Genomic DNA, 13,526 nt, shown 5'->3' on the forward strand with positions numbered 1-13,526 from the left:
TTAGTAAACTTTTCTAGAAGAAAATCCTTTACCTAAAACATTTAAAGTTTTTTCTTCAATAACAAAAGCTGAAGAGTCAATATTAAAAATTATTTCCTCCAGTCTTTTTAATTGCATACTATCTACCACAGTAAGAACTATTTTTTTATCTTTTTTGGTATAACTACCTTGCCCAAAAAGAAAAGTTGCTCCTCTATGGAGTACTTTGCTGATGTTTTCCACTATCTCATCAGGTTTTTCCGTAATAATGAGGACCAATCTTCTTTGGTTAAAAAGCCCCAAGAAGTATTCGCTGACATAAGAAGCTATACCTACTCCTACTAAAGAATAAAGAGTAAGGTCTAGAGAAAGAAATTTTAAAGCCAGCAAAAAAATGAATAAATTGAGGAAAAAATTGGTCTGTCCAATACGCAGGTTAAACTTGTTATAAAGGATTATGGCAATTATATCCGTGCCTCCAATGGAGCCAAGACTACGGTAAGAAAAGCCCAGACCTGCACCTAAAATAGAACCATAGGCAATAGTAGACAAGAGAGGATCTTTGATGGGAAGGGTTAAGTTAATAAAGTAGAGAAAAATGGTAGTCATAATCATTCCATACAAACTATAGGCAAAAAAGCGTTTACTTACATAAATATAGCCGAGAACAAATATGGGGATGTTTAATACAAAGAAGAGATAGGACATTTTTAGTTTGTTACCAGAAAGATAATGAAGGATAAGGGATAGTCCCGAAATGCCACCAGATACCAGGTTGTGAGGAATGGCAATGGCCTTTAAACTAAGAGCTACCAAAAAGGCCGAAAGGGTGAGTAAAAGCAGGTTCCACCAGGGTGTATAGGTAAAGGCAAAAAGTTTTCTTGTCATTTTATTTTGTTCTCACTAAAGTTTTAAGATTAGATTGCTTTTTAAGGAGTAAGCAAAAGTGGATTTTGAAACCATAGACCTTTTTGGTCAAGAAGAATATTTGGCTAATTTAAAAAAAATTCCCCAAAAAATTTCTGATTTAAGCTTTATCAACCTTTATGGTTGGGCTGAAGAATACGGGCTAAAAATGGCCTTTGCAGAAGGCCTGTACTGGATTAAACAGACCAGGCCCAGGGAAGTTTTCTGGCCGCCAGTGGGAGATTATGAGCAGGATTGGGCAAGCCTTTTAAAAAAGCTAGACCTGTTAAAACCAGGCACAGAATGGGTAAGGATGCCTGAGGTACTGGTTCATAAGTGGCAGAAAACAATTCCTAATTTAACAATAAAGCCTGCACGTGAACACTGGGATTATCTTTACCTGGTAGAAGAGCTTATTGAGCTTAAGGGAAATCGTTTTCACAAAAAAAAGAATTTGCTCAATCAATTTTTAAAAAAATACGATTTTGTATATAGAGAATTGGAAACAGGAGATATAGAGGCTGCCCTTACCCTTCAGGCCGAATGGTGTTTGTGGAAGGAGTGTGCAGATTCTATGCCCCTAGAAGCAGAAAACAAGGCTATTTTTAGAGTCCTTAGTAATTGGGCAAGGTTAAAAAATATTTTTGGGGGGGCGCTCTGGGTGGAAGGTAAAATGATTGCCTATACTGTGGCTGAGCCTCTGGATGAAGAAACCCTGGTTATTCATTTTGAAAAAGGATGCCCCAATTTTAAGGGAGTTTATCAGGCAATTAATCATCTTTTTTTAAAAAACTCAGCCTTTCATTTTAAATATGTGAATAGAGAGCAGGACCTGGGAGATTTAGGCCTGCGTAAGGCCAAGGAATCTTATAACCCCTGTGACTATCTTAAAAAATATAGAATTTTTATAGAGTAAAGTTTTTTTCTTCCCACGAATAAGTCTGAATTTAGAAAATGAAGCTTTTTTATTTTTTAAAGGTAGTTAAATATTTTACCAGAGTAATAAAAAAATCTTTCTGACGATAATTATATCGAAATTCCAATTCTTTAAAATAAAGTAAAAAGTTTAGACTACTGGTAGTTTTAAAATTTTGCAGTCTTTTTTTGACAAAAGGCCAGAAGCTTTTATTCCCATCCAGAGTTAAATTTTCTCCTTGGTGTGAAAGGTTAAATCTTTTACTTATTCCCTGATCATAAATAAGAAGGCTTAAATATTGCTTTACTGGAGAGGTATAGATTATTTGCCCTATTTTTTTAGAAGGCAGACAAAAATTTTGCTTGAGGTGAATAAAACTATCCACTCCAAATTCTGGCAGAAAATCAACAAAAATATGCCCTGCTTCTTCTATTATTCCCAAGATAGGTACTTGATTTAATTGAGGAGTTTTTTGAGAGGAGATAAGGTCGTTTAATTGAAAAAGGGATAATAGCAACGGGCCATCTAAAGAATTGGCTAAAATAGCTAAGCGAATTATAGTGAGAGCCTTTCTTGCTGTATTGTAGCTTATGTCCAGTTGTAAGGCGATATTATCTGGGCTTGCCTCTATTTCAAAGAGTTTGACTAGCCTTAACCAATTGTCAGGAGATAGGCGTACACAGTCAAGATAGCGCTGGCTAAAGTCAGTAAAGACAAAACCACAGCGCTTACACTTGCGTTTTGAATTTAGTTTTTGCACTTTTCTAAAGTGGCATTGGGGACAAAAGCGCTGGTAATTGGGCCAGCAGTGCTTGAGTAAGAATTTTTCAGCTTTTTGGGGAGAGCTTACTAACTTTTCATATTCTTTTAACAGCATTTTTTATATACGGAGTAAAATTATGGAAATAATGGTCAGTCCAATACCCCAGATTTTTCTTTTGTTCAATTGTTCTTTAAAAAAGAGTATGGAGAGGAAGATGGGAACCACAAAGTGCAGGCCATTTAAAGTGGCTACAATGGAAAGGGGCCCCTTTTTTAAGGCTAAGAGGTAGAGGTTAAAGGAGACAAAATTGATAAGCCCCATGACCACTCCCCAAAAGAACTCCTGTTTTAGGTTCTTACTGGCTTCACTTTTTTTCTGGCTGAAAAGATAGCTGCTTAAAGTGGAAAGGGTATAAGAAAAAAACATAAAAGCAGGGATATTTACCTTTTGGGCTGCCAGCTTGCAGGATATGGAAGATAATGCTCCACAAATGAGGGCGATCAAAATGAGATAAAAATGAGATAGGTTTTTATTATCCCTGGAAAAGGTAAGGGTAAAAAAGGCCAGGATGGCCAAAATAATGCCAGCTGTTTGAAAAGGCGTTAGACTTTCTTGCAGAAAAATAACAGAAAAAAGCACTACCAGCAAAATATTTAAACGAATTAAAGGATAGGTAAAGTTGGCAGAATAGTATTTTAAGGCTTTTATATGGGCAATGGTGGCAGTTACAAAAGTAGCACTATTGAATAAAGAAAAAAGGATTATCCATGGTAGATTGAGTAATGTACCTTGCCAGAGGAAGTAAAAAAAGCTGAGAGAGGTTACTGTAGCCATAAAAAAGAAGGTGGCTTTAGAAGAAGAAAGGCCCTTGTGCGCTATGACTTTATAGATAAAACGCTGGCTACCAGTAAAAAAGAGAGAAACAAGGGCGTAGATAAACCAGGCAGGCATAATTTAAAGCGGAAAAAGAGGTTTTATTCCTCTTCTACTTGTTCCCAATAACGACAGCCTTTTTCCGGGCAGGCCAGGTATTTTCCCCTGGCTTTGCTTTCCTTTTGCACTAAAATTTTAGAGCTACATTTGGGGCATTCTTTGGCCACAGGATAATTCCAGACTGCATATTTACACTCAGGATAATTGGAACAAGAATAGAAAATTTTGCCTCTGTGTGAGCTTCTTTCTACTAGTTCACCTGAGCAGCCTTTTTGAGGGCAGGGAACTTTAGTAGAAAAACTGGCCGTATATTTACACTTGGGATAATTGGAGCAGGCTATGAATCTTGCTCCTGCCCGACTTCTTTTTCCACTATATCGCTTCCGCACTGAGGGCATTTCCCCAGGACCTTTACTTCAGCAGGTTCTGGCTCCTCAATTACTATTTCTCCATCGGCATTGCGGGTAAAGTTGGTGGTATATTTACACGCAGGATAATTGGAACAGGCTAAGAAAGAACCATTACGGCCAAACCTGATAAGCAACTTAGCTCCACATTCAGGACAGGTTAAATCCGTGGTTTCTCCTTTTTTAAGAGATTTCATTTCCCTGGAAGCGGTTTCCAAAGTGGGATAAAATTCCCGGGCAAACTCCTGTAAAACTTCTTGCCACTTTTTTCTCCCAGGGCTATTTTATCCAGCTCTTCTTCCATTTTAGCCGTAAAGGTTACTTCCAGAAGTTTGGGGAAGTGTTTGATTAAAAGTTCACATACAGAGAGCCCCAGTTCAGTAGGAACGAGCTGTTTTTCCTGTAAAAGGGCGTATTTTCGCTGAAGTAAAGTGGAAATAATGGTAGCATAGGTAGAAGGACGGCCAATACCCAATTCTTCCATTTTTTTTACCAGGGTGGCTTCTGTGTACCTGGCTGGAGGTTGAGTAAATTTTTGTTCAATCTTCAAATCTTCTAAAGCTAAGGTGGTCTTTTCTTTAAGTGCTGGCAAAAAGGTTTCTTTTACCTTTTGAGGAGAATAAATTTTTAAAAAACCAGGAAAAGCGATTTGTTCGCCTTTTACTTGCCAGAGAGTTTTGCCTGCTTTGATATAAAAGATGGTAGCCAGGATAGTTGCTGCAGTCATTTGAGAGGCGATAAACCTTTCCCAGATGAGCTTGTAAAGTTTGAAGTGGTCTGCAGGTAAATAAGCTTTAACCATTTCTGGAGTGAGAGTTGGGTCTACAGGCCGAATAGCTTCATGGGCATCCTGAGCAGAACTTTTGGTTTTATAGCTTCTGGCCCTTTGGGGGCAATATTCTGGACCCAAGTTTTCTTTTATCCAGGCCCGGGCAGCTTTTTGGGCTTCTGGAGCAATGCGTACAGAATCGGTACGCATATAAGTAATGAGAGCTGTACTGCCCCTGTCTCCCAATTCCATACCTTCATAAAGTCTCTGGGCAAGGCTCATGGTCCTTGAGGCAGAAAAGTTGAAACGAATATTGGCTTCTTGTTGCAGGGTGGAAGTAATAAAAGGTGGTCTGGGATTTCTTTTTTGTTCTTTTTGTTCTATTTTATCTAAAATAAAGGATTGCTCTTTTAGATACTGCTCTAACTCTTTAGCTTCCTGTTCATTTCTTATTTTGGCCTTTTTGTTGTTGATTTTACTTAGTTCAGCCAGCAAACTATCTTGCTCTGCCTTTAATAAGGCCTTAAAGACCCAGTATTCTTCTGGAGTAAAATCAAAACGCTCTTTTTCCTTTTCCACTAAAAGCCTTAGAGCTACAGATTGGACTCTACCTGCAGACAGGCCTCGTTGCACCTTTTTCCAGAGTAAGGGAGAGATTTTATAACCCACAATGCGGTCTAAAATTCTTCTGGCCTGTTGAGAATGAAAAAGGTTTTCATCTAAATCCCTTGGATGCTCCAGAGCTTCCAGTACAGCCCGCCTGGTTATCTCGTTAAACTGGATACGATGAATTTCAGCCTTGCTGTCTTTAATGAGTTCTGCAATGTGCCAGGCAATGGCCTCACCTTCTCTATCTGGGTCAGGAGCAAGGTAAACCTTTTCTGATTTTTTAGCTGCTTTTTTGAGTTTATTTACAACCTTTTCCTTTCCAGGGATGATAATATAGGTAGGCTCAAAGCCCTGCTCTTCCTTTACTCCCAGTTCCTTGCTGGGAAGGTCTCGGACATGCCCTAGAGAGGCTTCTAGCTTGTAATCTTTGCCCAAAAATTTTTGAATGGTTTTTATTTTAGCAGGAGATTCTACAATAATTAAGTTTTTGGCCATAATGTCTTGGGGCTATAGCTACTAGAATTTAACTTGGCAAGAAAAAATAAAGGGAAGTCTTTAAAGACTCCCCTTTAAACTTTTGCAATGGAAAAGTAAGCTTTTTTAGTTCTTTTTCTCTTTTCCCAGAGCTTCATGGATTCCATTTTTTTCTTCTTTCTCTAGCTAAGGACTTGCAAACCAGAGAAGTATTTTTCTTGTAGCCCCATTTGGCCTTGTATTCTTGAGGGGTCAAGCCATGGGAAGCCAGGTGCTTTTTGGTCAAAACCTTAAAGGTTTTTCCGCACTCTAGACAAATGATGCTCTTTTCTCTAATAGCCTTTTTGGGATCAACGGCTGGTTCTTGTTCTGTTTCACAGCTTACACCTTCGCTGGCTTTTTTGATCCCTTCAGCAATGGACTGAACCATAGAGGTGATTTCTTCCTCAGTCATGGTTCTGACAGAAGCTTGGGCTTTAACAATTTCCAATGCTTGTTTTAAATATTCTTCCATTTGCTACCTCCTTTTATGATATAAGTTTAACGGTCGAATATGTTGAAGTATTATTAATTTATATAAGTTTGTCAATACTAGATTGAAAAAATGTTCTCTTATTTAATGAGACTAAAATTTAGCAAAAGATGTGTTAGATATTTTTTAGGTAAAATTAAATAATTTTTATAGGTTATAGAAAAATAAGTTACAATTTATGTTCCTAAAATGTTCTTAAAATTTCAAAAAGGAGAAAAAGATGCAAGAAAAAAAACAGCTTACCGAGGAGATGGTTTTTAGGGTTTTTCAATTTGAATACTGGTTGCGTTTTTACTTTGTGGAAGAGGAAGGCAAAAAGTTGACCTTTAATTTTGAAGAAAAATTCCTGGATGACCTTAAGGAAAGTTATGGAGAGCTGGCAGAATTGGCCTTGCGTTTAAATGGCCAATACCTAAGTCCAGAACTTTCTCGCCGGGTTATTGTGGAGTTTTTGCAGGAACATTTTGAAAAGCCAGAAAGTAAAAGGGATATTGTTGCCCCTATTTTGGATAGCTCTTCCTTTTTAAAGAAAATACAGCTTTTTAATGTTTGGTTAAATCTTTTTGAAGAAAAGTTGGAAGAAGAGGTCTTGCCTTTTGAAGTGTGGGTTGCCAACTTTCATAAATGGCAGGAAAGCGAACAAGCCCAAAAGATACTTTATTCTTTGCAGATGAAAAAGTTAAAAACCCCTTCCTCTAAAGAGATAAATTAATCTTACTAATAATTAAGGGCTCCCTGACTGGCGTAAAAGATTAAATCTTTATCTTCAGTTAGGGGGCTGGATTTAAAGCCAGGTTTGTAATTGGCAGCAGGAGTTAGCTTGAAGCTGTAGCCAAAGGTGATAAAAAGGGGGCGCTTGCTGGGGATTTCTTCTGGAGTAAGGCTAAACTCAAAGGGAACTCCACTATCTTCTAATTTTTGAGGGAGATAGACCTTTAGCTGCTTGGCCAGTACTTTTCCCTTGGCATCACTTAAGTAAATGGCCAACCACAACTCTTGAATGTACTTAGCCCAACCAGGGATGCTTTCTTGTTTAAAAAAAGCTCTTCCCTTTACTCTATACCCTTGAATAGTACAAAGAGGAGTGTAGCTAAATTTTAGATAGCGCATCTCCAGGGAGGTTTTTTGCTGGGTTAATAAGGGGCTTTTTTCTAGGTGGCGTACACTTAAATGGCTGCAACCTATAAGAAAAATAATTAAAAAATAAATAACTTTTTTTAGAAAAGACATTTTTCTTATCCTCAAGTTAGAATTTAAAGTTAGTTTATCTAAAGCCAAGAAAAAGTAAAGCCATAGCTTTTGGCAAGTAGAAGAAGTATGCTTAAGTTCCTGGGGATTAAGGGATAAAAAGGTTGCTAATCCTGGCGATTGGGAGTAGATATAAACTTTTACTTTTTTATACATCTTTTTAGATACACATTATTCTTAAAAGTATGCCAAAATTACGAATAGTTAAGCGAGAAAAAGACCTTTCTGCAGGAATGCAGCTACTGGGCATTTTTTTAGCCTGTTTGCTGGCTGTAGGTTTGAGCATGTTTTTGCTTTGGGGGCAGGGCAAGTCGCCTGGAAAAGGATTGCTGGTTTTTCTAGAGGGTGGGTTTGGTTCTTCCTTTGCCCTGGAGGATATGCTTATTAAGGCTATTCCCCTGTATTTTTGTTCTTTGGGTGTGGCCTTGGCCTTTAAGTTAAAGGTGTGGAATATTGGGGCAGAAGGTCAATATGTGTGGGGAGCCATTGGGGCTACTTTGGTGGCTTTAAGTGGAATTAGTGAGAATTCCTGGGTCTTAATAACTCTTATGATTTTGGCTGCAGGTGGGTTGGGAGGTTTATATGCCCTTTTGCCTGCCTATTTTAAGGTCAGGTACAAGGCCAATGAGATTATTATTACTCTGATGTTAAATTATGTAGCCATCTATTTCCTGGAATACCTGGTGTATGGACCTTTAAAAGACCCTCTTAGTTTTGGTTTTCCCATGAGCCCTCTTTTCCCGGAGCAAGCCCTTTTAGGCGCTATTCCAGGCACTAGAGTTAGTCTGGCTTTAATTTTAGCGGTTATAATAGGTATTGTTTTTTATGTGTTTTTAAACTTTACCCGTTTGGGCTTTGAGTTAAAGGTGTGTGGAGAAAGCCCCAGGACTGCTCTTTATTCCCGAATAAGTCCTGCCAGATTAGTACTTTTGAGTATGTTTTTGAGTGGCTTTCTGGCTGGATTGGCAGGTTTTGTAGAAGTATCCAATGTGAATCGTTTACAAACCAGCATAGTGGTAGGTTATGGTTATACAGCTATTATTATTGCCTGGTTGGCAGAGCTATCTCCCTGGCAAATAGGCCTTTTTTCTTTGCTCTTAGCTGGATTTAGGGTGGGAGTGGAAAATTTACAACTGGAGATGCAAGTGCCTGCTGCTTTTAGTTTGGTTATACAGGGCTTATTACTTATTGCTGTTTTAATCTTTTCCTTTTTTAAAACCTATAAACTAAAGTTTAAGGAATAGCAGTGTTTTCTATAGAAGTTTTAGGTTTACTTTTAAGTGCAACTATTCAAGCTGGCACTCCCATTCTTTTGGCCACCTTAGGGGAGATTATTACAGAGAAGGGGGGGATTTTAAACTTGGGTGTAGAAGGCATGATGGCCATGGGGGCCTTTATGGCCTTTTTGGGCACTTATCTTACCCATAATCCCTGGGCAGGCTTTGTGTTAGGTGGCCTGGGAGCCTGTTTCTTGGCCTTTTTGCATGGGGTTGTGTGTCTGATTTTTAGAGGCAACCAGGTGGTTTCTGGTTTGGCCATAACAGTACTGGGATTGGGATTAGCCAATTTTTTGGGGACTCCTTATGTGGGAATAAAAACAGTGGGTTTTGATAAACTGGACCTGCCGTTACTTAAGGACATACCCTTTTTAGGAGAAGTGTTTTTTAAACAGGATGTATTGGTTTATTTTTCTTTGCTTTTAGCTCCAGTACTCTATCTTTTATTTGAAAAAACAAGGTTTGGTTTGCGCTTAAAGGCAGTGGGTGAAAATCCTTATGCTGCCAGGGCAAGGGGAATAAAGGTCTTTTTTTATCAATGGGTAGCCCTGCTAAGTGGAGCTTTTTTGGTGGGAGTTGCTGGGAGTTACCTTTCTCTGGCCTATACCCATGTTTGGACCAATGGGCTTACTGCCGGCAGGGGATGGATAGCTGTAGCCCTGGTTATTTTTGCCTTTTGGCGTCCCTTTAGAGCTATCTGGGGGGCTTATCTTTTTGGAGGAGTAATGGCCCTGCAATTGCGCATTCAAGCCCTGGGAAGCAATATTTCTTCCTCTTTATTACTCATGCTACCCTATCTTTTGACCATAGGTGTGCTTCTTCTGGCCTGTTTTAAGAAAAAGGGCCTGGATGCACCTGCTCATCTGGGCTTGAATATTGAACCCAAGGATTAAGAGGAGTTTACTCAATGAAGAGTCGGTATACAAAAACCTATCCCATTTCCTGGGAACAATTACATCGAGATTCCAAAGCCCTGGCCTGGCGCTTGCTGGAAATAGGCCCTTTTGAGCGCATTATTGCCATTGCCAGAGGTGGCCTGGTGCCAGCAGCAATCATTGCCAGAGAATTGGAGATTAGAATTGTGGATACCGTATGTGTGGCCAGTTATGACTGGCAAACTCAGGGGGAAACCAAAATTTTAAAAGAAGTGCAGGCTCAAGGCGAAAACTGGCTAATTATAGATGATTTGGTAGATACGGGCAAAACTGCCCAGATAGTAAGAGACATGTTACCCAGGGCCCATTTTGCCACTGTGTATGCCAAGCCTTCAGGTCGGCCAGTGGTAGATACCTACATTACAGAAGTAAGCCAGGATACCTGGATTTTGTTTCCCTGGGATGCAGAGTATCAGTTCGTCCAACCTCTTGTGCATCAGAGATGAAAATGAATCCTCTGGTTAGTTTGCGCAACATAAGTAAAAGCTATGGCTCGGTTAGGGCCAATGATAAAATCAATCTGGATATTTACCCGGGCCAGATTTTAGCCCTTTTAGGTGAAAATGGTGCAGGCAAAAGTACTTTAATGTCCATTTTAGCCGGCAAGAGTTTGCCTGATGAAGGAGAAATTTACTATCAAGGCCAACGCGTTTTTTTGACTTCAGAAAAGGATTCTTTGGCCCTGGGCATTGGTATGGTGTATCAGCACTTTATGCTCATTGAAGAAATGCAGGTCTGGGAAAATATCGCCCTGGGTCAGGAGGAAGGTTTTTGGGTTCGAAAAAATAAAATAAAGGAAAAGATTAAGGACCTGATTGCCCAGTATGATTTTACCCTGGATGTGGACGCCAGGGTAAAAGACCTTTCCATGGGAGAAAAACAACGGGTGGAGATTTTAAAATTACTCTACCAGGATAGTAAAATCCTCATTTTAGATGAACCCACTTCTGTACTTACTCCCCAGGAAACAGAAAAGCTTTTTGCTGGCCTTAGAAAAATGGCCAGGGAAGGTCGGGCGGTTATTTTTATCAGCCATAAATTAGAAGAAGTCCTGGAAATATCAGATGAAGTGGCTATTTTACGCAAAGGACAGATTGTGGATAGAGTGGCCACCAGGGACATTGCCTCGCCGAAAGAGTTGGCCTTGAAAATGGTGGGCAGAGAAGTGCTTTTGGATTTGAAGCCTAGAGAAATAGAGCCTAAAGAGGAAGTTTTAAAGTTAGAGAATGTTTGGGGAGAAAAACTAAAAAATATAAATTTGAGTTTAAGGCGAGGAGAAATTTTAGCCTTAGTAGGCGTAGCTGGCAATGGTCAGCAGGAACTGGTGGAAATTATCACTGGTTTAAAGAGAAGATATCAAGGAAAGGTATGGCTTTTTGGAGAAGAAGCCAGGCTTTTTTTTGATTCTCCCAAGTCCAGAGATTACCTGGCTTACATTCCTGAAGATAGACTGGGCATGGCTACCTGCCCGGAGTTGGTGTTGACCGAGAATTTTCTTTTAACCTTGAGGCATCACTTTCAAAAAGGCCCTTTGGTGGACTACAAAGGTGCAGAAAGAGATTTGTGGAGCAAAATAGAAGAATTTAAAATCAAAACTCCTGGTACCCACTTAAAGGCCAGGCAACTTAGTGGTGGAAATTTGCAAAAACTGGTGCTGGCCAGAGAATTCAGGCGAGAACCCAAATTGATTATTGCAGAGCAACCCACTCAGGGTCTGGATATTGGGGCTATGCAGGAAGTGTGGAAGTTGTTGCTAAAAGCCAGAGAGAAGGCGGGAATTTTGCTTATAAGTGGAGACCTGGGGGAAGCTTTGAGTTTAGCTGATAGAATTGCAGTTATTTTTGCTGGAGAAATTGTGACGACCTTTTCCAGCAGAGATGGGGAAAAGGTAGCTCAAATAGGCTTTTTTATGGCTGGCGGTAAGTAGTAATGGCAGCCCAGATGGAGACCCTTTCTTTAGAAATAGGTGGGCAAAAGTGGCAAATTCAAAGGCCAGGGGACTTAGAAACCCTGTGGGCAGAGATGGATGTCCTAGAAGAAGATAAGATTCCCTATTGGGTGGAAGTATGGCCTGCAGCCAAGTTGCTGGGTGAATATATTTTCAGTCATGCTGATAAAATAAAGGCAAAAAGAGGGTTGGAGGTTGGCTGTGGCCTGGGCCTGGTAAGTTTGATTGCTAAGTCTGTGGGTGCTAAAATGTTTGCTTTTGACTATACTTATGAAGCTTTAAGTTTTGCCCGAAAAAATGCCCGGATAAATGGGGTGGAAAGCCCCTTATGGTTGCAGATGGACTGGCGGAAGCCAGCTTTAAAGGAAAAGAGTTTTGACTTTTTATTGGCCAGTGATGTGCTTTACGAAAAGATTTTTTTTGAAGTGTTGCACAATTTTTTCCAGACCTATTTAAAAGATGCAGGTTTTATATGGCTCAGTAATCCCAATAGAGAAGTGTCCAAAGAAGGGGTAGAATTTTTGAAGGAAAAAGGCTGGCAGGTTTTGCCTTTAGTAGAGAAAAAAGTAAAACTTTCTCTCCAATCTCCTTTAATAAGTATTTGGGAATTGCGTAAGCAAGGAGGCTAATTATGGGAAAAACTATTCGTTTTGGCGTATCTTTGGATTCAGACTTATTAAAAAAATTTGACGATCTTTGCGACGAAAAGAGTTATCAGACCAGGTCTGAAGCCATTAGAGACCTGATTCGCAATGCTTTGGTGCAAAAGGAGTGGGAAGATCCAGAAAGGGAGATTATTGGCATTTTAAGCCTGGTTTATGACCATCATCAAAGCGACCTATCTCAACGGCTTACAGAGATTCAACACGGTGCCCTGGATGTTATTGTTACTTCCCTGCATATTCATTTAGATCATCACAATTGCCTGGAAGTCTTGATTTTGCGTGGAAATGGACTCAAGATAAAGGAAACAGCTGAAAAGCTCATTTCCACCAAGGGCGTAAAGCATGGTAACTTGTCCATGACCACTACAGGAGAGGACTTACTTTAATGTTGGATGTGCAGAATACACCAGCTAAGATTCCCTTGCGGATAGATAAAGTAGGGGTGAAAAATTTAAGGTTGCCTCTTACTGTGCAGGATAAGAACAAGGGAATTCAGCATACCACTGCCCAGGTAGATATCAGTGTGGACTTGCCCAAAGAATTTAAGGGCACGCACATGAGCAGGTTTTTAGAGGTGCTTTCTCAGTGGCAGGGAACACTGCATTATGATAGTTTAAAGCAGTTGCTTTGGGATTTAAAGGGAAAATTACTAGCTAAAGACGCTCATGTGCTTTTTACCTTTCCCTATTTTCTCAGCCAGAAGGCACCGCAAAGTGGTCAGGATTTTCTTTTGGACTTTTTGGCCCAAGTGGAAGGAAGCCTTATTGACGATAGGCTTACTTTCACCTTAGGAGTGGAAGTCCCTGTTTTTACTGTATGTCCCTGTTCTTTGGCTATTTCGGAAAAAGGTGCCCACAGTCAAAGGGCAGTGATTAAAATCTCTGCCGGGATTAAAGAATTTTTATGGCTGGAAGACTTGATTTTTATTGCCCAGAAAGCAGGTTCTTCTCCTGTTTATCCCTTGTTAAAAAGGGAAGATGAAAAGGAAGTCACGGAAAAGGCCTTTGACAATCCCATGTTTGTGGAAGATGTGGTGCGTAAGGTAGCCAGGGAATTGGACAAACTGGATAAAATTCTTTGGTATAAAGTAGAAGTAGAAAGTTTTGAATCCATACACAATCATAGTGCCTATGCCATTATAGGTCCTAAGAATAAGGAGTTTTAA

Annotated in this window: 13 protein-coding genes and 2 pseudogenes; 9 read left to right on the forward strand and 6 right to left on the reverse strand. The window is 39.7% G+C overall.

Annotated elements, in window-relative coordinates:
- Positions 1-867 (reverse strand): YitT family protein, encoded by an 867-nt coding sequence (locus ACZ42F_RS10390; RefSeq protein WP_464278931.1) that lies wholly within the window; start codon positions 865-867, stop codon positions 1-3.
- Positions 868-925: 58 nt separating this feature from the next.
- Between ACZ42F_RS10390 and ACZ42F_RS10395 the strand changes: the two genes are divergently transcribed.
- Complete coding sequence (locus tag ACZ42F_RS10395) at positions 926-1,801, forward strand: DUF2156 domain-containing protein (RefSeq protein WP_464278932.1); 876 nt, start codon at positions 926-928, stop codon at positions 1,799-1,801.
- 49 nt (positions 1,802-1,850) lie between these two features.
- Here the strand turns inward: ACZ42F_RS10395 and ACZ42F_RS10400 are convergent, their stop codons facing one another.
- The 4 genes and pseudogenes from ACZ42F_RS10400 to ACZ42F_RS10415 form a co-directional block, all read right to left on the reverse strand.
- Complete coding sequence (locus ACZ42F_RS10400) at positions 1,851-2,678, reverse strand: hypothetical protein (protein WP_464278933.1); 828 nt, start codon at positions 2,676-2,678, stop codon at positions 1,851-1,853.
- A 3-nt stretch (positions 2,679-2,681) separates the two neighbouring features.
- Positions 2,682-3,515 carry a DMT family transporter gene (locus ACZ42F_RS10405; RefSeq protein WP_464278934.1) on the reverse strand — a complete coding sequence of 278 codons (834 nt, stop codon included), beginning with the start codon at positions 3,513-3,515 and terminating at the stop codon, positions 2,682-2,684.
- A 23-nt stretch (positions 3,516-3,538) separates the two neighbouring features.
- Positions 3,539-5,777: pseudogene (gene topA, locus ACZ42F_RS10410) on the reverse strand (type I DNA topoisomerase).
- Between the two features lie 74 nt (positions 5,778-5,851).
- Positions 5,852-6,270, reverse strand: a pseudogene (locus ACZ42F_RS10415) (Ros/MucR family transcriptional regulator).
- Between the two features lie 238 nt (positions 6,271-6,508).
- On the opposite strand from ACZ42F_RS10415, the gene ACZ42F_RS10420 reads away from it, so the two are divergent.
- Complete coding sequence (locus tag ACZ42F_RS10420; RefSeq protein ID WP_029967603.1) at positions 6,509-7,000, forward strand: hypothetical protein; 492 nt, start codon at positions 6,509-6,511, stop codon at positions 6,998-7,000.
- Between the two features lie 5 nt (positions 7,001-7,005).
- Here ACZ42F_RS10420 and ACZ42F_RS10425 read toward each other — a convergent pair whose 3' ends face one another.
- Entirely contained in the window at positions 7,006-7,518 is a 513-nt protein-coding gene (locus tag ACZ42F_RS10425) for a hypothetical protein (RefSeq protein WP_464278935.1), read from the reverse strand.
- 203 nt (positions 7,519-7,721) lie between these two features.
- Between ACZ42F_RS10425 and ACZ42F_RS10430 the strand changes: the two genes are divergently transcribed.
- From ACZ42F_RS10430 to folE2, 7 genes are read left to right on the forward strand one after another with little or no spacing between them, the layout of a single operon-like run.
- Positions 7,722-8,780: an ABC transporter permease gene (locus ACZ42F_RS10430; protein ID WP_029967598.1), complete on the forward strand. Its 1,059-nt coding sequence runs from the start codon at positions 7,722-7,724 to the stop codon at positions 8,778-8,780.
- 2 nt (positions 8,781-8,782) lie between these two features.
- Entirely contained in the window at positions 8,783-9,706 is a 924-nt protein-coding gene (locus tag ACZ42F_RS10435; RefSeq protein WP_029967596.1) for an ABC transporter permease, read from the forward strand.
- 14 nt (positions 9,707-9,720) lie between these two features.
- Entirely contained in the window at positions 9,721-10,194 is a 474-nt protein-coding gene (gpt, locus tag ACZ42F_RS10440) for a xanthine phosphoribosyltransferase (protein ID WP_029967594.1), read from the forward strand.
- Positions 10,195-10,196: 2 nt separating this feature from the next.
- Positions 10,197-11,675, forward strand: coding sequence for an ABC transporter ATP-binding protein (locus ACZ42F_RS10445; protein WP_464278936.1), 1,479 nt, complete (start codon positions 10,197-10,199; stop codon positions 11,673-11,675).
- A 2-nt stretch (positions 11,676-11,677) separates the two neighbouring features.
- Positions 11,678-12,325 (forward strand): class I SAM-dependent methyltransferase, encoded by a 648-nt coding sequence (locus ACZ42F_RS10450; RefSeq protein ID WP_035260241.1) that lies wholly within the window; start codon positions 11,678-11,680, stop codon positions 12,323-12,325.
- 2 nt (positions 12,326-12,327) lie between these two features.
- Complete coding sequence (nikR, locus tag ACZ42F_RS10455; RefSeq protein WP_029967588.1) at positions 12,328-12,747, forward strand: nickel-responsive transcriptional regulator NikR; 420 nt, start codon at positions 12,328-12,330, stop codon at positions 12,745-12,747.
- Positions 12,747-13,526: a GTP cyclohydrolase FolE2 gene (gene folE2, locus ACZ42F_RS10460; protein WP_029967587.1), complete on the forward strand. Its 780-nt coding sequence runs from the start codon at positions 12,747-12,749 to the stop codon at positions 13,524-13,526. The genes nikR and folE2 overlap by 1 nt, the downstream gene beginning before the upstream one ends.

The organism is Desulfonauticus autotrophicus, from assembly GCF_055381725.1.

Bases quoted from the DNA above. Each gene is read 5' to 3' on its own strand.
- ACZ42F_RS10390 (WP_464278931.1), bottom strand. From the start codon at position 867: ATGACAAGAAAACTTTTTGCCTTTACCTATACACCCTGGTGGAACCTG.
- ACZ42F_RS10400 (WP_464278933.1), bottom strand. From the start codon at position 2,678: ATGCTGTTAAAAGAATATGAAAAGTTAGTAAGCTCTCCCCAAAAAGCT.
- ACZ42F_RS10405 (WP_464278934.1), bottom strand. From the start codon at position 3,515: ATGCCTGCCTGGTTTATCTACGCCCTTGTTTCTCTCTTTTTTACTGGT.
- ACZ42F_RS10420 (WP_029967603.1), top strand. From the start codon at position 6,509: ATGCAAGAAAAAAAACAGCTTACCGAGGAGATGGTTTTTAGGGTTTTT.
- ACZ42F_RS10425 (WP_464278935.1), bottom strand. From the start codon at position 7,518: ATGTCTTTTCTAAAAAAAGTTATTTATTTTTTAATTATTTTTCTTATA.
- ACZ42F_RS10430 (WP_029967598.1), top strand. From the start codon at position 7,722: ATGCCAAAATTACGAATAGTTAAGCGAGAAAAAGACCTTTCTGCAGGA.
- gpt (WP_029967594.1), top strand. From the start codon at position 9,721: ATGAAGAGTCGGTATACAAAAACCTATCCCATTTCCTGGGAACAATTA.
- ACZ42F_RS10445 (WP_464278936.1), top strand. From the start codon at position 10,197: ATGAATCCTCTGGTTAGTTTGCGCAACATAAGTAAAAGCTATGGCTCG.
- ACZ42F_RS10450 (WP_035260241.1), top strand. From the start codon at position 11,678: ATGGCAGCCCAGATGGAGACCCTTTCTTTAGAAATAGGTGGGCAAAAG.
- nikR (WP_029967588.1), top strand. From the start codon at position 12,328: ATGGGAAAAACTATTCGTTTTGGCGTATCTTTGGATTCAGACTTATTA.
- folE2 (WP_029967587.1), top strand. From the start codon at position 12,747: ATGTTGGATGTGCAGAATACACCAGCTAAGATTCCCTTGCGGATAGAT.